Origin of the sequence: Ornithinimicrobium flavum, assembly GCF_004526345.1 — a bacterium.
Taxonomy (GTDB): domain Bacteria; phylum Actinomycetota; class Actinomycetes; order Actinomycetales; family Dermatophilaceae; genus Ornithinicoccus; species Ornithinicoccus flavus.
In genome coordinates this window covers 413,217-432,898 of the sequence record NZ_CP038213.1, presented here as the reverse complement: position 1 = coordinate 432,898, position 19,682 = coordinate 413,217, and the positions used below count along the sequence as shown (strand labels likewise).

Genomic DNA, 19,682 nt, shown 5'->3' with positions numbered 1-19,682 from the left:
GGCATACCGGCGGTCCTTCCCGAACTCGCCTGCCTCCAGGTCGGTGCCGCCTTCGGCATCGTGTCCGGTCTGGTGAGCGCGGACTCGGCCCTGAGGGGCGGAGCCACGGATCGGGCAGGTCTCGAGTCTGCACGGCCGTACCCGGTGCGCGACGCCACGGGAGAGCTCGTCGGGATCGTCGACTTCCTCCTCCGGGACCAGCGCTCAGCAGGATCGGCGCGGCCTTCGCCCGCGCCCGGGCCCGTCACGGCTCTCCCGTCTGAGCCACGCGTCCCCCGTGCCCGACCTGTGCACCGGAATCGGACATGGTGGCGGGCTGTAGCCCGTGCAGAAGTGCTCCTGGGGTGCACAGGTCGGGGTGGGGGGGTCGGCGCGGGGCGAGGAGCGGCGACGGGAGTGGGACCCGGTGTCCCGTCCTCCCCGGTTGAGCGGTTGACTAGGGACATGGTCCAGCGCATGAACCTTCGCGAGTACATCGACCAGCTGCGCATCGAGGGTTACTCCGTGCGGGACGCCACCGACGAGGACCCGGTGCTCATCGCCCCCGACGGCAACGCCGTGGAGACCTGGCGCGAGGGCTACCCGTACGACGAGCTCATGGACGACGAGATCTACCAGCACGAGAAGTACCTCCTGCAGGTCGAGCTGCTGAAGTTCCAGTACTGGACCCAGGACGTCGGGGCCAAGCACATCATCCTCTTCGAGGGCCGCGACGCCGCCGGCAAGGGCGGGACGATCAAGCGCTTCACCGAGCACCTCAACCCGCGCGCCGCCCGCGTCGTCGCGCTGAACAAGCCCTCCTCCACCGAGCAGGGCCAGTGGTACTTCCAGCGCTACATCAACCACCTGCCCACCGCGGGGGAGATCGTCCTGTTCGACCGCAGCTGGTACAACCGGTCGGGCGTCGAGCGGGTCATGGGCTTCTGCAGCGACGACGACTACGAGACCTTCATGCGCCAGGCCCCGCGGGTCGAGCAGATGCTCGTCGAGAGCGGGACGACGGTCACCAAGTTCTGGTTCTCCGTCACCCAGGACGAGCAGCGCACCAGGTTCGCGCTGCGCCAGATCGACCCCGTCCGGCGCTGGAAGCTCTCCCCGATGGACCTGGAGAGCCTGGACCGGTGGGAGGACTACACGGCGGCCAAGCAGGAGACGTTCAACCGGACGGACAAGAAGCACGCGCCGTGGACGGTGATCAAGTCCAACGACAAGAAGCGCGGCCGGATCAACGCCCTGCGCGCCTTCCTGCACCAGTTCGACTACGAGGGCAAGGACGACAGCGTCGTCTACTCCCCGGACCCGCTCATCGTCTCCCGGGCCAAGCACACCGACGAGGACTGAGGGCCGGCGTCAGACGCCGGGCCGTGAGGCGGCGTCGGCCTCCTCACGCAGCACCAGGCGGAGCCGCTCCAGGTCCCGCCGCATCGCGCGCCGCATCCCCAGCGTGACGGCCCCGGACCCGAGCGTCGCCATCACCGGTGGCCGGCCGGCGCGGCGCAGGGCCATCCCGGTGCGGGGGCCGGTGGACCCCGGCTCCTCGTCCCACCAGGTCATGGTCACCTCCAGCGGGTAGGCACCGCCCTCGACCCGGGCCACCAGGCGCTCCCCCGGGACGAGGTCCACCACACGGTAGGTGGCGGCCATCTCCCGCCCCAGCGCCCGGCTCAGCAGCTCGAAGGACGATCCCGCGGCGACGGTGGGCTCCCCGTGCCACCGGACGCCGTGGACGGTGCCGCTCCACCGCTCGGCGTGCGCCGGGTCGCCGGCGACCGCGGCGACCAGGGGCCGGGGAGCGTCGTAGACGGTGCTGACCGTGACGTCCATGGCGGGGCGACCCGTCCTCGACCGCGTCGCTCAGGCCTCGTCGCGACCAAGGAGGTCGTGACGCACGATGACCTCGTCGCGACCGGGACCGACGCCGATGACCGAGATGCGGGTGCCGATCAGCTCCTCCAGCCGCTCGACGTAGCGCCGGGCCGTGACCGGCAGGTCTTCGAAGGTGCGGGCGGCCGTGATGTCCTCGGTCCACCCCGGCAGCTCCTCGTAGACCGGGGTAGCGTGGTGGAAGTCGGACTGGCCGACGGGCATCTCGTCCACGCGGCGACCCTGCACGTCGTAGGCGACGCACACGGGGATCTTCTCCAGCCCGGTGAGGACGTCGAGCTTGGTGAGCACGACGTCGGTGAGGCCGTTGACCCGGGTGGCGTAGCGGCCGATGACGACGTCGGCCCAGCCGCAGCGACGCGGGCGGCCCGTGGTCGTGCCGAACTCGGCCCCGACGGTGCGCAGGTGGTCGCCGTGCTCGTCGTCCAGCTCGGTCGGGAACGGGCCCTCACCCACCCGCGTGGTGTAGGCCTTGAATACCCCGATGACGCGGTCGATCCGGGTGGGGGGCACGCCCGAGCCGGTGCAGGCGCCGCCGGCGGTGGCGTTGGAGGACGTCACGAACGGGTAGGTGCCGTGGTCGACGTCCAGCAGCGTCGCCTGGCCGGCCTCGAAGAGGACGGTCCTCCCTTCGTCGAGGGCGGTGCCCAGCTCCAGCACCGTGTCGGTCACCATCGGCCGGATCCGCTCCGCGTGCTCGAGCAGTTCGGCGAGCACCTCGTCCACCTCGATCGCCCGGCGGTTGTAGACCTTGAGGAGCAGCTGGTTCTTGCCCTGGAGGGCCGCCTCGACCTTCTGCCGCAGGATGGACTCGTCGTAGAGGTCCTGGACCCGGATGCCGATGCGGTTCATCTTGTCGGCGTAGGTGGGTCCGATCCCCCTCCCGGTGGTGCCGATCCGGCGCTTGCCGAGGAAGCGCTCGGTCACCTTGTCGAGGACGGTGTTGTAGGGCGGGATGACGTGGGCGTTGGCGCTGATCCGCAGCCGGGAGGTGTCGACCCCGCGCGCCTCGAGCCCGTCGAGCTCGGAGATGAGCACCCCGAGGTCGATGACGACGCCGTTGGCGATGACCGGGGTGACACCGGGCGTCAGGATGCCGCTGGGCAGCAGGTGCAGGGCGTACTTCTGGTCGCCGACGACGACCGTGTGCCCGGCGTTGTTGCCTCCGTTGAACTTCACGACGTAGTCGATCTGCGACCCCAGGAGGTCGGTCGCCTTGCCCTTGCCCTCGTCGCCCCACTGGGCGCCCACCAGGACGATCGCTGGCATGTGCCTGCCTCTCCGTCTTCGGTCTCGGAGGCCTCATCGTATCGGCGGGCCGCCGGGGACCGGTCGGCGCGCCCGCCGGACCCCACCGGGACGGCCCCTACCCGACCAGCCCCCGCCTGCTGACGGCCAGACCCAGCTGGAAGCGGGTGTCCGCACCGTGCTCCTCCATGAGCCCGGCGATGCGCCGACGGACCGTCCGCAGGCCGAGCCCCAGCTGCCGGGCGATCGCCTCGTCCTTGAAGCCGAGGGAGAGCAGCTCCAGCAGGCGGACGTCCCCTGCCCTGGCGTCCGGGGGGTGCACCGGCTCCGCCCGCCGCCAGAGCTCGTCGAAGAGGGTGGTGAGGACCTCGACGACGGGCCGGGGCCGCATGAGCAGGTAGTCGGCGTCCGGGGCCTCTCCCTCGTGGAGCAGGACGCCGGCCCGCCCGAAGACGGCGAACTCCACCCGCAGGGCCTCGTCAGGCAAGTAGCGCTGCTGCTCCCCCAGCTGGGCCCGTCGCTCGGCGAAGTCGTGCCACTGCGGGTCGGTGAGGATCGACAGCGGCAGGATGGTGCGCAGGACCCGCCCGGAGGAGGCGGCCTCCTCCCAGTGACGCCGGACGGCCTGGTCGTGACCGGGCCCGGTGCCGACGTCGCGGACGACCTGCAGCACCGGCCCCTGGGAGGTTCGGTGCAGCTGCTCGACGACGGCGGCGGCCTCGGCGGGCGAGACCTCCTCCCAGGGCGGTTGCCGCGGGCCGGAGAGCTGCAGCCCGCGCCGGTAGTCGAACTCGAAGTTCTCCAGCGACTCGCGCATGCGCAGGACCCGACGCCGCCGGTCGTCGAGCTCGGCCTCCTCGTGGTCCAGCAGCCGACCCACGCTCGCCCGGGGGTCGTCCACCCGCACCAGCCCGTCCGGGGCCTGCCGGGCGAGCCGCATCCGCTCCAGGTCACGGAAGACGCGTTGGGTCTGCCGCAGGGGCCAGCCGAGCGCGTCGGCGTGCTGCGCCAGGTCGGCCGGGGCGGAGCGCAGGACGTGGCGGTAGAGGAGCTCGGCGGGCTCGCTCAGGCCGGGCTGGGCTGCGAATTTCATCCTTGGCAGGTTAAGGCCACTGGCACGGTTCGGACAACGCGCAGGTGGCAGGTCGTGGTTATATAGGCCTCAGCCCGGGTCCATCGTCAGGGGACGCGCAGGCCCCGGGCACTGGGAGCGCGAGACGCTCCGGGCCACGGCCACGGAGCCTCGCGCGGAGGGGCCTCCCGGGCCGGTGGCACCGCGTCACGGACGGCGTCACCGCCCGGGGGCCAACCCCCCCCTCAGATCAGAGACCGAGCTCGCGGGCGGCGGTGGTGCTGGAGGCCCGGAGGAACTCGGTGCAGCGCGTCTGCTCCTCCGTCTCCCCGATCGCGCCGGCCGCCTTCGCCAGTGCCGCGAGCGCCCGCAGGAACCCGCGGTTGGGCACGTGCTCCCAGGGCACCGGCCCCTGGCCCCGCCACCCGGACCGGCGCAGCTGGTCCAGACCGCGGTGGTAGCCCGTCCGGGCGTAGGCGTAGGCGGCGACCGGCTCGGAGCCCGCCAGCGCCTCCTCGGCCAGCCGCGCCCAGGCCAGGCACGAGGCGGGGTAGGAGGCAGCCACCTGCCTCGGGTCCCCCGCCTCGAGCTCGGCGGCGGCGGGGTCCTCCGGCAGCTCGGTCGGGGGTATGCCGAGCAGGTCGCCCCCCGCGCCCAGGCTCACCGGCTGGTCCCGGCCGAGCGGAGGTGCTCGCAGGCCTGGACGACGCGCGCGCTCATCGAGGCCTCGGCCTCCTTGCCCCAGGTGCGCGGGTCGTACATCTTCTTGTTGCCGACCTCGCCGTCGATCTTCAGGACCCCGTCGTAGTTGGTGAGCATGAAGCCCGCGACCGGCCGGGTGAAGGCGTACTGGGTGTCGGTGTCGATGTTCATCTTGACGACGCCGTAGTCGACGGCGTCCGAGATCTCCTGCGCGGAGGAGCCGGAGCCGCCGTGGAAGACCAGGTCGAAGGGACGGTCCTCACCGCCCCGACCGAGCTCGACGGCCGCCGCCTCCTGGGCCGCCTTGAGGATCTCGGGGCGCAGCTTGACGCCACCGGGCTTGTAGACACCGTGCACGTTGCCGAAGGTGAGGGCGGTGAGGTAGCGGCCCTTCTCACCGGCGCCCAGGGCCCGGATCGTCGCGACGGCGTCCTCGGGGGTGGTGTAGAGCTTGTCGTTGATCTCGTGGGCGACGCCGTCCTCCTCGCCGCCGACCACGCCGATCTCGACCTCGAGGATGATCCGTGCCTGCTGGCACAGGTCGAGCAGCTCCTCGGCGATCTGCAGGTTCTCCTCCATCGGGGTCGCCGAGCCGTCCCACATGTGGGACTGGAACCAGGGGAGCCCACCCTGCTGCACCCGCTCGATCGAGGCCTGCAGCAGCGGCCGGACGAAGCCGTCCAGCTTGTCCTTGGGGCAGTGGTCGGTGTGCAGGGCGATGTTGACGTCGTACTTCTTGGCGACCTCGTGCGCGAATGCGCTGAAGGCGAGGGACCCGGTCACCATGTCCTTCACGCCCTGGCCGGAGAAGTACTCGGCACCACCGGTGGAGACCTGGATGATGCCGTCGCTGCCCGCGTCGGCGAAGCCCTTGAGTGCGGCGTTGAGGGTCTGGCTGGAGCTGACGTTGATGGCCGGGTAGGCGAAGTTGCCCGCCTTGGCCCGGTCGATCATCTCGGCGTAGACCTCAGGGGTGGCGATCGGCATGGGTCCTCCTCGAAGAGCAGCGGTGTCGGTGCACCACCCACTCTTCCACAGGCCCGCCGACCGCCCCACTAGGGTGTGCGCATGGCCGGCGCCTTCACGGACTACCCCACGTCCACCTCGACCTTCGACGAGGCCGTGGCCGCCGACGGCCGGGTGCGGGCAGCCTACGACCAGGTCGCCACCCAGTTCGAGGAGTTCGGCCTGGACGACGTCCGCAACCGGGCGGAGTACGTCAGCAAGAGCTACCACGACCAGGGCGTGACCTTCGACTACGAGGGCGAGGAGCGGCCCTTCCCCCTGGACATCGTGCCGCGGATCATCGAGGCCTCGACGTGGTCGCACGTCGAGGAGGGCGTGGGCCAGCGCGTGCGTGCGCTGGAGGCCTTCCTCGCCGACGTCTACGGCGCCATGCAGATCGTGACCGACCGGGTCCTGCCGCGGCACGTGGTCACCACGAGCAAGCACTACCACCGGGTCGCCTACGGCATCCAGCCGGTCAACGGCGTGCGGGTCCACGTCTCCGGCATCGACCTCATCCGGGACGCCGAGGGCACCTTCCGCGTGCTGGAGGACAACGTCCGCATCCCCAGCGGGGTCTCCTACGTCCTGACCAACCGCCGTGCGATGACCTCCACCCTGCCGGAGGTGGTGGGGACCCACCGGATCCGGCCGGTGGCCGCATACCCCGACCGTCTGCTCCGCGCGCTGCGCGCGGCCGCACCGTCGGGGGTCCAGGACCCCGAGGTGGTGGTCCTGACCCCCGGGCCCTACAACTCGGCCTACTTCGAGCACAGCCTGCTGGCCCGGCTGATGGGCTGCCGGCTGGTCGAGGGGCGCGACCTGGTGACCCAGGGCGGGCGAGTCATGATGCGCACCACGCACGGGCTGCAGCCGGTCCACGTCATCTACCGTCGGGTCGACGACGACTTCCTGGACCCGGTCGCCTTCCGCAACGACTCAGTCCTCGGCTGCCCGGGCCTGCTCAACGCCGCCCGGGCGGGCAACGTTACCATCGCCAACGCGGTCGGCAACGGGGTCGCCGACGACAAGCTGATGTACTCCTACGTGCCCGACCTCATCCGCTACTACCTCGGGGAGGAGCCGCTGCTGCCCAACGTCGACACCTGGCGGCTGGAGGACCCCGGGCACCGCGAGGAGGTCCTGGACCGGCTCGACGAGCTGGTGCTCAAGCCGGTGGACGGCTCGGGCGGCAAGGGCATCGTCATCGGCCCGCAGGCGGACGCCGCCGAGCTCGACCAGCTGCGCACCGCGGTGCTGCGCGACCCGCGGGGGTGGATCGCCCAGCCGGTGGTGCAGCTCTCGACCATCCCGACGATGGTCGAGGAGGGTATGCGGCCCCGGCACGTGGACCTGCGGCCGTTCGCCATCAACGACGGGGAGAAGGTGTGGGTGCTGCCCGGCGGGCTGACACGGGTCGCGCTCGGCGAGGGGGACCTCATCGTCAACTCCAGCCGCGGCGGCGGGTCCAAGGACACGTGGGTGCTCTCCGGCGACGGGCGGCGCAGCCGCTTCCAGCGTCAGAGCCAGCGCTCGCTCCCCCTGGGGACCGCCCCCCAGGTCGCCCTCACCCGCTCCGAGGCCGAGCCGGCCGAGCAGGAGCAGCAGCAGCAACAGACCGGAGGTATGCCGTGCTGAGCCGGATCGCGGAGTCGCTCTACTGGATCGGTCGCTACCTCGAACGGGCTGAGGACACCTCCCGGCTCCTGGAGGTGCACCTGACCCGGCTGCTCGAGGACCCCGTCGTCGACGAGGAGGAGGTCAGCCGGATCCTGCTGCGCGTCATGGGCATCGACGACGAGGCCAGCCCCGACCACCACACGGTGCTGCAGCTGCTCGGGTGGGACGAGTCGTCCTCCACGTCGATGGTCGCCGCCTTCCACGGTGCCCGGGAGAGCGCGCGACGCTCGCGGGAGACCGTCTCCACCGAGATGTGGGAGGCGATCAACACCACGTGGAACATGATGCGCGGCAACCGTCTCCAGCACCTCCCCGCCCACCGGGCCTGCCAGCTGGTCCGTGAGCGCTGCGCCGTGGTCGGGGGCATCGCGGACTCGACGATGAGCCACGACGAGGGATGGCAGTACCTCCTGCTCGGCCGCTCCCTGGAGCGGGTGGACATGACCTCGCGGATCATCGAGACCGCCGCCTACAGCGCGGACGGCCCCTACGCCTGGACCCAGACGCTGCGGGCGTGCGGCGCCCACCACGCGTTCGTCCGGACCTACCGGGGCGACGCGACCGACCAGCGGGCCGCCGAGTTCCTCCTCGTGGACCGGCTCTTCCCGCGCTCGGTCCTCTTCGCCCTGGACCGGGCGGAGGAGGCGCTGCAAGCGCTGGAGGGTGGGACGCGCGTGCCGTCCACGGAGGCGCTGCGGGCCCTGGGCCGGGCGCGCGCCCGCTTCGAGTTCGGCGCGCTGGAGGATCTCACAGTGGACCTGCCGACGCGGATGAGCGACCTGCAACGGACGTGCTCGGCCGTCAACGACGCCGTGTCCAGCCACTTCTTCGACGGTGCCGGTCAGACGGTGTGGCGGGCGGGGGTGCGCTGATGCTGCTGCGGATCGTCCACCGGACGGGCTACGAGTACACCGGCGCCGCCTCGCACTCCTTCAACGAGGCCCGGATGACCCCGATGTCCACCCTGCACCAGCAGGTGCTGCACACCAAGGTCGACATCGCTCCGGCGGCGTGGACCAACACCTACACCGACTACTGGGGGACGACCGTCACCCAGTTCGAGGTGCACGAGCCCCACCAGCGGCTGAGCGTGACCGCCTCGGCCACCGTGGACGTCCAGCGTCCGGAGGTCACGGGGCAGGGTCTGTCGTGGGAGGAGCTGCGGTCGGCCGAGGTCTTCGACGACCTCAGCGAGTACCTGCTGTGCAGCCCCTCGGTGGAGCCTCCGGAGGACCTGCGGGCCCGGGTGCAGGAGATCGCGGACCGGTCCTCGACACCCTCCGCGTGCGCCCGGGAGATCGTCGACCTGGTCCGGGACGAGATGACCTACGTGTCCGGCTCCACCGGGGTGCACACCCGGGCCTCGGAGGCGTGGGCGGGACGGGCCGGGGTCTGCCAGGACATGTCCAACCTCACGATCGGCTGCCTGCGGACCGTCGGGATCCCGGCGTGCTACGTCAGCGGCTACCTCCTGCCCGCCCGGGAGCCCGAGATCGGCCAGCCCTACAAGGGCGAGTCGCACGCCTGGGTGTGCTGGTGGGACGGGGAGTGGGTCGGCATGGACCCCACCAACGGCGTGCAGCCCGGTGGCCGGCACGTCGAGGTGGCCCGCGGCCGCGAGTACGGCGACGTCCCTCCGCTGCGCGGCATCTACACCGGCACCCGGAGCAGCGCGATGTTCGTCGAGGTGGAGCTCACGGCGCTGCGGGTCTGACCCCGGCGGCGTTCCGGGAGGGAGGCCCGCGGTGACGCCCCGCGGCCGTCCGCGTGCTCAGCCGATCTCGACGGTGCCCAGGTGGTCGTCCACCGGGAGGTCGGCGTCCTCCACGGCGGCGGTGACGGTGAGCCGCCCGAAGCTCAGGCCCCCGGTGTGCACGGTGAGGAAGCTGGTCTCGCTCGCGTCGGCGCCGGCCCCGATACGCACGAGGGAGGGCCGGGGCGCGAGCCGGGTCGGGTCGACGACGACCCAGCGGTCGCCGACCGCGGCCTCGACGACGGCGTGGAAGTCCATCGGGGCCAGGCCGGGGGCGTAGCAGGCGACCATCCGGGCCGGGACGCCGCGGGCCCTCAGCAGGGCCATCGTCAGGTGGGCGAAGTCGCGGCAGACCCCGCGCCGCGCGAGGTAGGTGTCGCTCGCCCCGTCGGTCACGCGGGAGCTGCCCACGACGTAGCGCAGGTGCTCGTGCACCCAGGTCGCGACGTCCAGGACCCCCTGCTCCCCCACCACCTCCCCCACCTCGGCGCGGGCGACCGCCTCGAGCCGGTCGAGGTCGACGTAGCGGCTGGGCCGCACGTAGTGGATGCGGTCCAGCTCGGTCACCGGCCGGCTGGCCCCGCCGTCCCGCACGAGCGCGGAGTAGCTGACCAGCAGCTGCCCCGGGGCCACGTCACGGACCACGTGCCACCGGGTGCCCGACGCGTCGTCGAGCACGTCCAGCACCTCCAGCGGCTCGCCGTCGAGGGTCACCGAGAAGCTCTCCTGCGCCCGGTCCACCTGCTCGGCGACCGAGGTCCCGATCGTGGCCACCCCGGCGCGGTGACGGTCATGGACATCTCGGACGTGAGGCGACGGAGCATGGGGCTCATCCTCTCAGGCTCACCGGGTGTGCTGGAGCGCCCAGTGGTAGAGGACGATCGCGGCCGCCGCCCCCGCGTTGATCGAGCGGGTGGAGCCGTGCTGGTGATGGCCAGCACGTCCTCGCACGCGGCGACCGCCTCCGGGCTCAACCCGGGGCCCTCCTGGCCGAGGAGGAGTATGCAGCCGCGCGGGAGGGGGAAGTCCTCCAGCGGGCGGGAGCCGGGGACGTTGTCCACCCCGAGGAGCGGGAGCCGTCGCTCCTGGGCCCACGCGCCCAGGCCCGCGACGTCCGGGTGGTGGTGCTCGTGCTGGTAGCGGTCGGTGACCATGGCCCCGCGCCGGTTCCAGCGACGGCGCCCCACGATGTGGAAGGCCGCGACGTTGAAGGCGTTGGCGGTGCGGACGACCGAGCCGATGTTGAAGTCGTGCTCCCAGTTCTCCACCGCGACGTGGACCTCGTGGCGGCGGGTGTCGAGGTCGGCGACGATGGCCTCGTGCCGCCAGTAGCGGTAGCGGTCGACGACGTTGCGGGTGTCACCGTCACGCAGCAGGTCGGGGTCGAGGTGGGACGGCAGGGACCCGTCCGCGTCCTGCGGCCGGTCGCCCTCCCAAGGCCCGACCCCCACCGCCGGGCGCGACGTCATACCTGGCCGTCGCGGGAGGCCCCGGCGCGGTCGCGGACGGTGCGGACCCGCCGGACCAGCCACCACGCGACCAGGCCCAGGACCACGACGATGACCACCTTCTGCAGGACACCGGCGTAGGACTCGACCAGGTGCCAGTTCTCCCCCAGCTGGTATCCCGCCACCACGAACAGCGTGTTCCAGATGCCGCTCCCGGCGGTGGTGAGCAGCAGGAACTTGGGCAGCGGCATCCCCTCGATGCCTGCGGGTATGGAGATCAGGCTGCGGAAGATCGGGATCATCCGCCCGAAGAAGACGGCCTTCCCACCGTGGCGGGCGAACCACGCCTCGGTCCGGTCCAGGTCGGTCATGTCGACGAGGGGCAGCCGTCCCCAGAGGGAGCGGAACCGGGCCCGCCCCAGGGCCGAGCCGAGGAGGAAGAGCAGCATCGCCCCGACCACGGACCCGGCGGTCGTCCACAGGATCGCCCGGTGAGGGTGAAGGTCCCCTGGCTCGCGGTGAAGCCGGCGAGCGGGAGGATCACCTCGCTGGGCAGGGGCGGGAAGAGATTCTCGAGGGCGATGATCAGGCCCGCGCCGGGACCTCCCAGGGTCTCCATGACGGAGACGGCCCACCCGGCGACACCGGTCAGGTCGGACGAAGTACTCACACGCGATTGTCCCAGACGCTGCCGCCTGCTCGGCCCTCACGGCGTCCTCGACCTGCCGGAGCAGGGCGAATCCCACTACGGTGGTGCCCAACCGGTGCACCCGCGTGGTGCCCGACCCCATCGCGACCGACCTCCGGTCGCCTGACGGAGGGACCAACATGGACAACTCGACGACCACGTGGATCATGGTCGCGCTGCTGCTCCTGCTCATCGGCGCCGCGATCTTCATGCTGCTGCGCCGGCCCGGTGGTGGCGACACCGCGGTGGACAGCCGTGACGACTCCGCCGTGGGCAGCCGTGACGTCGTGGCCGAGGGACGAGACCTGGGCCCCGGCACTGCCGCCCCGGGGTCGACGCCCGGGCACCACGCCCGCCGACGACCGGACGGACGCTCGCGACCAGCCCTTCGACCAGCACGCCGACGACGACCTGCGGGGAGACGACGACCAGCGGGTCGACGACGACGCGGACCGGTGGCGCGAGGCCGAGGCCGTGACCGCTGTCGGCGCCACGGGGCGGGGGCCGGTGACGCTGCGAGCGAGCGGGGCCACCGGGCCGAGGAGACCGACTACGTCGTGCGTGAGGACGACCACGAGCCCGTCGCCGGCGGCGCGTACGCAGACGACGCCTCCGGGGCGACCGTGGACCACACCGTGGTCGACGACACCCACCACGCGGACGTCGAGCACACGCACACACGTGGACGACTCCCACCACGCGGACGTCGACACCCGCGCGAGGGGGACGGGGACCAGATGCGGCAGGCGGCCGCGATCGGCGCCATGGGAGCCGCGGCCACCGGCGCCGCCACGACCGATCGCGCGCCCGACGGTGAGGTCCGCGACGAGCCGGTCCACGAGGAGCAGTCCCGCGAGGAGCCGGTCCACGAGGAGCCCGCGGATGCCTACCGGTCCGAGGACCACCACGCCGGCCACGACGAGCACGCGGACGCCTACCTGTCCGAGGACCACCACGCCGGCCACGACGAGCACGCGGACGTGCACGCCCTGACCAGCGAGGAGATCGACGCCGGGGCCCGAGACGAGCCGCTCCCCGCCGACGACCAGACCCCGGGTGAGACCCCCGAGGAGGTGACGGCCCACGAGGGGTCCTCCGACTCGCCCGTCGAGGGGTACGACCGCTCCGGCGTCGACGACCACGACCGCGGCACGGACCACGAGCAGCCGCTCGACGACTCCGCCACGACGACCTACCGCGGCGACGGCGGCGAGGCGGTCGTCGTCGAGGACGTGGTCGGCGAGCCGGGCATGCAGGAGCACGGTTACCACGACGACACCACCCCCGTCCGTGGCGACGACGGTCCGGCCCTGTCCAGCGCCACGACCTACCCGCCGGACACGACAGCCGCCGCCGGTGAGCGTGTCGTCGCCGACGAGCCGATCGGCACGGGTGCGCAGGGCACCGGCGCCGCTGCCGGCGCCGGGGCAGCGGCGGTCGGTGCGGCCGGAGCCGCCCACACCGACCGCACCTACGCCGGCGAGGACACCGACGGTTCCTACGACGACGCCTCGGCCGCCCGCACTGCCTATGGCGAGCCCGACCTCGCGACCGGCGGCACCACCTACGGCGAGCCCGACTCACCACCGGCGACACCACCTACGGCGAGCCCGACCTCACCACCGGCGACACCACCTACACCGAGCCCGACCTCACCACCGGCGACCCCGCCTACACCGAGCAGGACCAGGCCACCGGCGAGACCGCCTACACCGAGCAGGACCAGGCCACCAGCGAGACGGCCTATGCCGAGCCCGACCGCTCCTACGGTGACGCCGACGCTCCCGCTGCTGCGGGCGGGGCGGTGTTCTCGGAGTCCGTCTACGGTCCCGGCTCGGCCGACCCGGCCGAGGACGGCTCGGGCCCGGAGGGCTGGGTGGTGAAGGGCAACTCCGGCTCGATGCTCTTCCACACCGAGGAGTCGCCGAGCTATGACGCGGTGCGTGCCGAGGTTGTGGTTCGAGAGCGAGGAGGCCGCGCGCGCGGCCGGCTTCGCGCACTGGGACCGGCGCCGGCGCTGAGCCGCAGCCACGAGGCAGCAGAAGGGGCGCACCGGGAGGTGCGCCCCTTCCGCGTCCCGGGCCTGGCAGCCCGCGGCCCGCTCGGCGATCATGACCCCATGGATGCCGGAGAGCGGGGCAGGTCCGCGCCGACGCTGTTCCTCACCGTCGGGCTGCCGGGCACCGGGAAGACCACCGCCGCCAGGCAGCTCGAGCGGCAGGGGGCGCTGCGCCTGACCAAGGACGACTGGGTGAAGGCCTTGTACGGGACCGAGAACCCTGCCGCCGCCCAGGCCGTGATCGAGGGCCGGCTGGTCGAGATCGCCCTGCGCGGTCTCGAGCTCGGGATCGACGTGGTGGTCGACTTCGGCCTGTGGAGCCGGGACGAGCGGACGGCGCTGCGTCACGCAGCCGCGGAGCGCGGGGCTCGCGTCGTCCTGGTCCACCGTGAGGTCGACCCGGCGGAGCAGCGCAGACGGCTCGATCGGCGCCAGTCCGAGGCTCCGGGGGCCAGCTGGCCGATGTCGGACGAGGAGCTCCGCGACTGGGCGGCGGCGATGGAGACCCCGTCGCCCGGCGAGCTCGACGGCTCCGATCCCGTCGGCGCTCCCCCCTCGGGCTTTGCGACCTGGGACGACTGGCGGCGGCACCGTTGGCCACCGTCGGTCCCCTGAGGGAACGTGCGGGGTGCGACGCAGCGGGTCACCCGAGCCCGAGGTCGTCGAGACCGAACGCGGCGCGGTAGTCCAGGCCCTGGGCCTGGATCTTCTCCCGGGCACCGCTGGCCCGGTCGACGATGACCGCGACGGCGACGACCTCGCCGCCGGCCTCGCGGACCGCCTCGACCGCGGTCAGCGGGGAGCCGCCGGTGGTGGAGGTGTCCTCCACGACCAGCACGCGACGACCGCTCACCGCGGGACCCTCGATCCGCTGCTGCAGGCCGTGCGCCTTCTCGCTCTTGCGCACCACGAACGCGTCCAGCGCCCGACCCCGCCGCGCGGCGGCGTGCAGCATGGCGGTCGCCACCGGGTCCGCACCCATCGTCAGCCCGCCGACCGCGTGGATCTGCAGGTCCTCGACCAGGTCCAGCATCACCTCGCCCACCAGCGGGGCGGCCTCCCCGTGCAGCGTGATGCGACGCAGGTCGACGTAGTAGTCGGCCTCCCGCCCCGACGACAGGGTCACCCGGCCGTGCACGACGGCCAGGTCCTTGATCAGCTGCAGCAGGCGGTCGCGGTGGCTCATGGCACGCACCCTACTGGCGCGGCTGCCCAGGGGTCGGCGACACCCGGACAAGGCTGTGCACGTCAGACGAGCCGGGCATCGTCGTCTGGCGTGCACAGCCTCGTCTGCGCCACCGGCGGGACCTGGCGTGGTCGGGCAGCCCGCCCTCAGCGGCCGCGCGCCCGCCCTCGGCGACGACGGTCGGCCAGGCCGCCCGCCACCCGCCGGGTGAGGCGGCGCGGGGCGACCCGCAGCAGCCCGACCAGGCCCTGGTAGGTCACCGACGGGACGCAGACGACCGCACCCCTGGCGACCGCGTCGAGCGCCTCCCGGACCACGTCGCCCGCATCCAGCCACAGGGCCTCGGGGAGCCGCGACATGTTCATCTCGGCCCGCTGGTGGAACTCGGTGCGGACGAACCCCGGGCACAGCGCCGTCACCGTGACCCCGTGGGGGGCCAGCTCGGTCGCGAGCGCCTCGGAGAGCACCGTGACGTAGGACTTGATCGCCGAGTAGTGACCCATGACGGCATACCCGGCGACGGAGGAGACGTTGAGGACGGCACCCCGTCCGCGGCCGCGCATCGCCCCGGCGGCCGCGTGGCTGAGCACCATGACCGCACGGACCATGACGTCGAGCGCGCGCTCCTCCTCCTCGAGACCGCCGGAGACGAAGCCGCGACGCGAGCCGAAGCCCGCGTTGTTGACGAGCAGGTCCACCGGCCGGTCCTCGTCGGCGACCCGCGCGGCCACCGTCCCCAGCTGGGCACGGTCGGCCAGGTCGGCGGCGAGCACCTCGACCTGCACCCCGTGCGTGGAGCGCAGCGTGGCGGCGACGGCCTCCAGACGCCCGGCGTCACGGGCGACCAGCACCAGGTCGTGCCCCCGGCCCGCCAGCTGCACCGCGAACTCACGGCCCAGCCCTGCCGACGCCCCGGTGATCAACGCTGTGCCCATCCGTTCAGCCTACGCGGCGGTGCCGTGCGGCCCGGGCCTCAGGGCGGGGCTCAGAGACGCTCGCGCAGCCACGCGAGGTCCGCGGCGTGCAGGTCCTGGCCGGGGGTCTCCAGCATGACCGGGGCACCCGCGGCCCGGAGGACGTCGGCCAGCTCGTCCTCGGGGATCTGCCCCGCCCCCAGGCTGGTGTGCCGGTCGGCCCCCGACCCGGCCGCGTCCCGGGAGTCGTTGGCGTGGACCAGGTCGATCCGGCCCGTGATGCCCCGGATCTGCTCCACCACGTCCCCGAGCTCGATGCCGCCGGCCCAGGCGTGGCAGGTGTCCAGGCAGAAGCCGACCATCTCGGCCCCCTCGGCCGCCTGGATCGCCTCCCACGTCCGGGCGATGCGGTCCAGGTGGCGGGCCATCGCGTTGTCCCCGCCGGCGGTGTTCTCCAGCAGCACCGGGACCAACAGGTCGGTGGCCTCGATCGCCTTGCGCCAGTTGTCGAAGCCCTTCTCGGGGTCGTCCTCCACCCCGACGTGACCGCCGTGCACGATCAGGGCCTTCGCCCCGATCTCGGCCGCGGCGTCCACGTGCTGCTGGAGCAGCTTGCGCGAGGGGATCCGGATGCGGTTGTTGAGGGTGGCGACGTTGATGAGGTAGGGGGCGTGGACGTAGAGGTCCACCCCCGCCGACTCCGCGGCCGCCCGCAGCCCCTCGGCGCCACCCTCGTGCGCGACCTGGGGACCCTTGTAGCTCTGCGGGTCCCCGAGGAAGAACTGCACCATCGAGATCCCCCGGGCCTGCGCCTCGGCGACGGGGTCGGTCTGGTCGACATGGGCTCCGAGGGCGAGGGTGGTCATACCGGCCATCGTAGGCAGCGTCCGCCACGGGCGCGTGCCCTAGTCTGCGGCCATGGCCACCCCCGCGTTCGAGATCGACCTCCTCGCCCCCGGCCCCCCGGAGGCGGTCTGGGAACGGTTGTGGGACCTCGACCGGCACACCGCCGCCATCCCGCTCACCACCGTCCACGGCGGGACCCTGCGACCGGGGGCCAGCTTCACCGCCCGCACGGGGGTGGGGCCGGTCGGGTTCGACGACGACATGGAGGTCGTGGAGTTCGACCCGCCCCGGCACGCCGTCATCGTCAAGGTCGGCCGCGTCCTGCACGGACGGATCGAGGTCGACCTGCGGCCCGCCGGCCCCGACACCCGGGTGCGCTGGCGGCAGACCTTCGGTGCCGCCGGCGTGCCGGACGCCCTGGCCCGGTATGCCGCTCCCGCCGTCCGGGCGGGGTACCTCACGGCGCTGCGGCGGCTGACCCGCCCCTGACTCGGACCCGCTCCCGGGGTCCCGGAGGCACGCCCCCGCCCTCTCGTAGGGTGGCGGGATGCGCATCGCCACCTTCAACTGCAACTCGGTCCGCAGCCGGGTCGACCGGATCCTCGCCTTCCTGGACCGGCACGAGGTGGACGTCCTGGCCCTCCAGGAGACCAAGTGCAAGGACGAGCAGTTCCCCCTGCTGCCCTTCGAGGCGGCCGGCTACGAGGTGGCCCACGTCGGGCACTCGCAGTGGAACGGCGTGGCGGTGGTCAGCCGCGTGGGGCTCGAGGACGTCGAGGTCGGCTTCCCCGGGCAGCCGGGGTGGGGCGAGCCGGCCGAGGCGGAGGCCCGCGCCCTGGGCGCGACCTGCGCGGGCGTGCGGGTATGGAGTCTCTACGTCCCCAACGGTCGCTCGCTGGCCGACCCGCACCTGCGCTACAAGCTCGACTGGCTCGCCGCCCTGAGGGAGGCGGGCGCCCGCTGGCTCGCCGAGGCGCCGGACGCGGCCATCGCGCTCATGGGCGACTGGAACATCGCGCCCACCGACGACGACGTGTGGTCGGTCGAGTTCTACCAGGGCAGGACGCACACGAGCCCGCCGGAGCGCGCGGCCTTCGAGGAGGTCGTGCGGGCGGGGTTCACGGACGTCGTGCGACCGCACACGCCGGGGCCCGGGGTCTACACCTACTGGGACTACACCCAGCTCGCCTTCCCCAAGCGCCGCGGGATGCGCATCGACTTCTGCCTGGGGTCGCCGGCCCTCGCCGACCGGGTCGAGCACGCCTTCATCGACCGGGAGGAGCGCAAGGGCAAGGGCGCCAGCGACCACGCCCCCGTCGTCGTCGACCTCAGCTGACCTGAGCGGGCCACTCAGGAGCGCGGGCGCAGCGCGAGGGGGACGGCCAGCAGGCACAGCGCCGCGGTCAGGGCCATCGCCCACCCGAAGCCGGCCACCACGGCGACAGCGCCGACGAGCAGCGAGCCCACCGCGGTGCCGGTGTCGTAGCCGGCGTTCCACACCGCGCTCGCGGCCCCCACCCGTCGGGGCCCGGCGGCGGCGAAGGCCTGCAGCATGGTGAGGTTCTGCAGCGCGCCGTAGCTCACCCCCACCGCCGCGCACGCCAGCACCCACCAGAGGGCCGAGCCCGGTCCCACGGGGTCCCGCACCAGCCAGGCCAGGGCCAGCAGGCTGAGGACGAGGAGGCCGAGGAAGGGCAGGAGCAGACGCTGCCCGCCGATCCGGTCCGCGACCGCCCCGATCCGCCAGCGGGTGAGGGTCGAGGTCAGGCCGAGCGCGAGCAGCCCGACCGCGGACAGCCAGGGCACCTGCACCAGCTGCGGCGCGAAGGTGATGATCGCCCCGCCGGCGAGGGTGACCGACAGCAGGACGGCCGTGGGCGCCAGCAGGGCCAGGTAGGTGGTGCGGGTGGCCGCCGTCGCGGTGGACATGCCCGCCGCGGTCGTGTGCGTCCCGGTGGCGGGCGTCCCGGTGGGTCCCGTCGCGGCCACCCCCGGCCCGGCGGCGTGCGTGGAGCGCTCCGGCAGGTGGCGCGCCAGCGCGAGGGCCGCCGGCACCCCGAGCAGGGGCAGGGCCCCGACGCCGAAGACCCACCCGAAGCCGAGCGTGTCGGCGACCCATCCCCCGGTCGGCATGAGCAGCACGTTGGGCAGCGCCAGTGCCAGGGAGTAGGCCCCGATCGCCGCGCCCCGGCGGGCCGGCTCGACGAGCAGGACCGCGGCCGCGCTGGCGGCCACGGTGAGGACGCCGAAGCCGACGCCGCGGACGGCGGACAGAGCCAGGGTCACCCCGAGGTCAGCGGTGAGGACGTGCAGGAGCGAGGGCGCACCCAGCAGCACCAGCCCGCCCGTGAGCGCCGGCCCCCACCCCAGCCGGCGGACCAGGGCGGGCACGGCGAACTGGGTGGCCACGGTCGCCGCGAGCAGGACGAAGTTGACCAGACCGGCGCCGGCGCTGTCGGAGCCTCCGCGGACCACCCAGAGCGGCGCGACCGGCAGGAGCGCGGCATACCCGGCGAACCCGCAGAACGACAAGGCGGCCAGGGTCACCATCCCCGGGGTGGACCACACGCCGGGCGCGCGCTCGCGCGCCGGCGACCGGCTCACGCCGACGAGGCCTTGGCGGCGGCCTTCTTCTCCTTCTTCCAGGCGCGCACCTGCTGCAGCGTCTCGTCGCTGGTGACGTCGGCGATCGACATGCGCACACCGTCCCGGCCGTAGTCGCCCGCCGCCTCGCGCCACCCGTCTGCGGTCAGCCCGCGCTGCTTGCCGAGCAGGGCGAGGAAGATCCGGGCCTTCTGGTCACCGAAGCCCGGCAGGGCCTTGAGCCGCCGCAGGACCTCCTTGCCGTCCGGGTCGCCGTCGGTCCAGATCGCCGCGGTGTCGCCGTCGTAGGCCTCCACGACCGCGGCGGCCAGGTCGTGGACCCGCTGCCCCATCGAGCGCGGGAAGCGGTGGACCGCCGGCGGGGTCGCGCACAGCGCGATGAACTCCTCGGGGTCGGTCGAGGCGATGGCGGCGGGATCCACCGACCCCAGCCGGTCGAGGATCTTGCGCGGCCCGTCGAAGGCCACCTCCATGGGGATCTGCTGGTCGAGCAGCATGCCGGTGAGCAGGGCGAACGGGTGCTCGGACAGGATCCGGTCGGCCTCGGGCTCGCCGACGAGGTGCAGCGTCTGGGTCATGACCCCAGGGTAGGC

The 19,682-nt window shown here is 73.1% G+C and carries 20 protein-coding genes and 1 pseudogene; 8 read left to right on the top strand and 13 right to left on the bottom strand.

What is annotated here, in order from left to right; translation table 11 throughout:
- Positions 1-444: 444 nt before the first annotated feature.
- On the top strand, positions 445-1,341 hold the full coding sequence (ppk2, locus tag E3Z34_RS02035; RefSeq protein ID WP_134772269.1) for a polyphosphate kinase 2: 897 nt from the start codon (positions 445-447) through the stop codon (positions 1,339-1,341).
- A gap of 9 nt (positions 1,342-1,350) precedes the next feature.
- On the opposite strand, the gene E3Z34_RS02030 is transcribed toward ppk2, so the two are convergent.
- The 5 genes from E3Z34_RS02030 to fbaA all read right to left on the bottom strand — a co-directional run bounded on the left by E3Z34_RS02030 (position 1,351) and on the right by fbaA (position 5,893).
- Positions 1,351-1,824 carry an SRPBCC family protein gene (locus E3Z34_RS02030; RefSeq protein ID WP_134772268.1) on the bottom strand — a complete coding sequence of 158 codons (474 nt, stop codon included), beginning with the start codon at positions 1,822-1,824 and terminating at the stop codon, positions 1,351-1,353.
- 30 nt (positions 1,825-1,854) lie between these two features.
- Complete coding sequence (locus E3Z34_RS02025) at positions 1,855-3,153, bottom strand: adenylosuccinate synthase (RefSeq protein ID WP_134772267.1); 1,299 nt, start codon at positions 3,151-3,153, stop codon at positions 1,855-1,857.
- 97 nt (positions 3,154-3,250) lie between these two features.
- On the bottom strand, positions 3,251-4,225 hold the full coding sequence (locus tag E3Z34_RS02020; RefSeq protein ID WP_134772266.1) for a helix-turn-helix domain-containing protein: 975 nt from the start codon (positions 4,223-4,225) through the stop codon (positions 3,251-3,253).
- A 229-nt stretch (positions 4,226-4,454) separates the two neighbouring features.
- Positions 4,455-4,868, bottom strand: a complete 414-nt coding sequence (locus E3Z34_RS02015) for a DUF3151 domain-containing protein (protein WP_202977005.1) — start codon at positions 4,866-4,868, stop codon at positions 4,455-4,457.
- Positions 4,865-5,893: a class II fructose-bisphosphate aldolase gene (gene fbaA, locus E3Z34_RS02010; RefSeq protein WP_134772265.1), complete on the bottom strand. Its 1,029-nt coding sequence runs from the start codon at positions 5,891-5,893 to the stop codon at positions 4,865-4,867. The genes E3Z34_RS02015 and fbaA overlap by 4 nt, the downstream gene beginning before the upstream one ends.
- Positions 5,894-5,974: 81 nt before the next feature.
- On the opposite strand from fbaA, the gene E3Z34_RS02005 reads away from it, so the two are divergent.
- Genes E3Z34_RS02005 through E3Z34_RS01995 form a run of 3 tightly spaced genes read left to right on the top strand, consistent with a single transcriptional unit; the run spans position 5,975 to position 9,305 of the window.
- Positions 5,975-7,549: a circularly permuted type 2 ATP-grasp protein gene (locus E3Z34_RS02005; protein ID WP_134772264.1), complete on the top strand. Its 1,575-nt coding sequence runs from the start codon at positions 5,975-5,977 to the stop codon at positions 7,547-7,549.
- The gene (locus tag E3Z34_RS02000) at positions 7,543-8,463 is read left to right on the top strand and encodes an alpha-E domain-containing protein (RefSeq protein WP_134772263.1); all 921 of its coding nucleotides are present in this window, start codon (positions 7,543-7,545) and stop codon (positions 8,461-8,463) included. Before E3Z34_RS02005 ends, E3Z34_RS02000 begins: the two co-directional genes overlap by 7 nt.
- Positions 8,463-9,305: a transglutaminase family protein gene (locus tag E3Z34_RS01995; protein ID WP_134772262.1), complete on the top strand. Its 843-nt coding sequence runs from the start codon at positions 8,463-8,465 to the stop codon at positions 9,303-9,305. The genes E3Z34_RS02000 and E3Z34_RS01995 overlap by 1 nt, the downstream gene beginning before the upstream one ends.
- Before the next feature lie 57 nt (positions 9,306-9,362).
- Here the strand turns inward: E3Z34_RS01995 and E3Z34_RS20060 are convergent, their stop codons facing one another.
- From E3Z34_RS20060 to E3Z34_RS01980, 3 genes and pseudogenes are all read right to left on the bottom strand, one after another.
- Positions 9,363-10,118: a transglutaminase-like domain-containing protein gene (locus E3Z34_RS20060; protein WP_420818968.1), complete on the bottom strand. Its 756-nt coding sequence runs from the start codon at positions 10,116-10,118 to the stop codon at positions 9,363-9,365.
- A gap of 69 nt (positions 10,119-10,187) precedes the next feature.
- Positions 10,188-10,813, bottom strand: a pseudogene (locus tag E3Z34_RS01985) (TrmH family RNA methyltransferase).
- Complete coding sequence (locus tag E3Z34_RS01980; RefSeq protein WP_338043763.1) at positions 10,810-11,241, bottom strand: DedA family protein; 432 nt, start codon at positions 11,239-11,241, stop codon at positions 10,810-10,812. Before E3Z34_RS01980 ends, E3Z34_RS01985 begins: the two are co-directional and overlap by 4 nt.
- A gap of 379 nt (positions 11,242-11,620) precedes the next feature.
- On the opposite strand from E3Z34_RS01980, the gene E3Z34_RS01975 reads away from it, so the two are divergent.
- Complete coding sequence (locus E3Z34_RS01975; protein ID WP_134772261.1) at positions 11,621-13,363, top strand: hypothetical protein; 1,743 nt, start codon at positions 11,621-11,623, stop codon at positions 13,361-13,363.
- A complete protein-coding gene (locus E3Z34_RS18465; protein ID WP_238695300.1) occupies positions 13,285-14,154 on the top strand; it encodes a P-loop nucleotide/nucleoside kinase family protein in 870 nt (289 codons plus the stop codon). Before E3Z34_RS01975 ends, E3Z34_RS18465 begins: the two co-directional genes overlap by 79 nt.
- A 28-nt stretch (positions 14,155-14,182) precedes the next feature.
- On the opposite strand, the gene pyrE is transcribed toward E3Z34_RS18465, so the two are convergent.
- From pyrE to E3Z34_RS01955, 3 genes are all read right to left on the bottom strand, one after another.
- A complete protein-coding gene (gene pyrE / locus E3Z34_RS01965; RefSeq protein ID WP_134772260.1) occupies positions 14,183-14,725 on the bottom strand; it encodes an orotate phosphoribosyltransferase in 543 nt (180 codons plus the stop codon).
- Positions 14,726-14,871: 146 nt separating this feature from the next.
- Complete coding sequence (locus tag E3Z34_RS01960; RefSeq protein ID WP_134772259.1) at positions 14,872-15,660, bottom strand: SDR family NAD(P)-dependent oxidoreductase; 789 nt, start codon at positions 15,658-15,660, stop codon at positions 14,872-14,874.
- A 50-nt stretch (positions 15,661-15,710) separates the two neighbouring features.
- Positions 15,711-16,505: a deoxyribonuclease IV gene (locus tag E3Z34_RS01955; RefSeq protein WP_134772258.1), complete on the bottom strand. Its 795-nt coding sequence runs from the start codon at positions 16,503-16,505 to the stop codon at positions 15,711-15,713.
- Between the two features lie 52 nt (positions 16,506-16,557).
- Between E3Z34_RS01955 and E3Z34_RS01950 the strand changes: the two genes are divergently transcribed.
- Entirely contained in the window at positions 16,558-16,974 is a 417-nt protein-coding gene (locus tag E3Z34_RS01950; protein WP_134772257.1) for an SRPBCC family protein, read from the top strand.
- A gap of 58 nt (positions 16,975-17,032) precedes the next feature.
- A complete protein-coding gene (locus tag E3Z34_RS01945; RefSeq protein WP_134772256.1) occupies positions 17,033-17,821 on the top strand; it encodes an exodeoxyribonuclease III in 789 nt (262 codons plus the stop codon).
- Positions 17,822-17,835: 14 nt separating this feature from the next.
- Here the strand turns inward: E3Z34_RS01945 and E3Z34_RS01940 are convergent, their stop codons facing one another.
- The gene (locus E3Z34_RS01940) at positions 17,836-19,089 is read right to left on the bottom strand and encodes an MFS transporter (RefSeq protein WP_238695299.1); all 1,254 of its coding nucleotides are present in this window, start codon (positions 19,087-19,089) and stop codon (positions 17,836-17,838) included.
- Positions 19,086-19,667 (bottom strand): HhH-GPD-type base excision DNA repair protein, encoded by a 582-nt coding sequence (locus E3Z34_RS01935; RefSeq protein ID WP_134772255.1) that lies wholly within the window; start codon positions 19,665-19,667, stop codon positions 19,086-19,088. Before E3Z34_RS01935 ends, E3Z34_RS01940 begins: the two co-directional genes overlap by 4 nt.
- Positions 19,668-19,682 lie beyond the last annotated feature (15 nt).

Bases quoted from the DNA above. Each gene is read 5' to 3' on its own strand.
- pyrE (WP_134772260.1), bottom strand. From the start codon at position 14,725: ATGAGCCACCGCGACCGCCTGCTGCAGCTGATCAAGGACCTGGCCGTC.
- fbaA (WP_134772265.1), bottom strand. From the start codon at position 5,893: ATGCCGATCGCCACCCCTGAGGTCTACGCCGAGATGATCGACCGGGCC.
- E3Z34_RS02030 (WP_134772268.1), bottom strand. From the start codon at position 1,824: ATGGACGTCACGGTCAGCACCGTCTACGACGCTCCCCGGCCCCTGGTC.
- E3Z34_RS01980 (WP_338043763.1), bottom strand. From the start codon at position 11,241: ATGCTGCTCTTCCTCCTCGGCTCGGCCCTGGGGCGGGCCCGGTTCCGC.
- ppk2 (WP_134772269.1), top strand. From the start codon at position 445: ATGGTCCAGCGCATGAACCTTCGCGAGTACATCGACCAGCTGCGCATC.
- E3Z34_RS02025 (WP_134772267.1), bottom strand. From the start codon at position 3,153: ATGCCAGCGATCGTCCTGGTGGGCGCCCAGTGGGGCGACGAGGGCAAG.
- E3Z34_RS01975 (WP_134772261.1), top strand. From the start codon at position 11,621: ATGGACAACTCGACGACCACGTGGATCATGGTCGCGCTGCTGCTCCTG.
- E3Z34_RS01955 (WP_134772258.1), bottom strand. From the start codon at position 16,505: ATGACCACCCTCGCCCTCGGAGCCCATGTCGACCAGACCGACCCCGTC.
- E3Z34_RS01945 (WP_134772256.1), top strand. From the start codon at position 17,033: ATGCGCATCGCCACCTTCAACTGCAACTCGGTCCGCAGCCGGGTCGAC.
- E3Z34_RS02005 (WP_134772264.1), top strand. From the start codon at position 5,975: ATGGCCGGCGCCTTCACGGACTACCCCACGTCCACCTCGACCTTCGAC.
- E3Z34_RS01935 (WP_134772255.1), bottom strand. From the start codon at position 19,667: ATGACCCAGACGCTGCACCTCGTCGGCGAGCCCGAGGCCGACCGGATC.
- E3Z34_RS01960 (WP_134772259.1), bottom strand. From the start codon at position 15,660: ATGGGCACAGCGTTGATCACCGGGGCGTCGGCAGGGCTGGGCCGTGAG.
- E3Z34_RS01995 (WP_134772262.1), top strand. From the start codon at position 8,463: ATGCTGCTGCGGATCGTCCACCGGACGGGCTACGAGTACACCGGCGCC.
- E3Z34_RS01950 (WP_134772257.1), top strand. From the start codon at position 16,558: ATGGCCACCCCCGCGTTCGAGATCGACCTCCTCGCCCCCGGCCCCCCG.
- E3Z34_RS02020 (WP_134772266.1), bottom strand. From the start codon at position 4,225: ATGAAATTCGCAGCCCAGCCCGGCCTGAGCGAGCCCGCCGAGCTCCTC.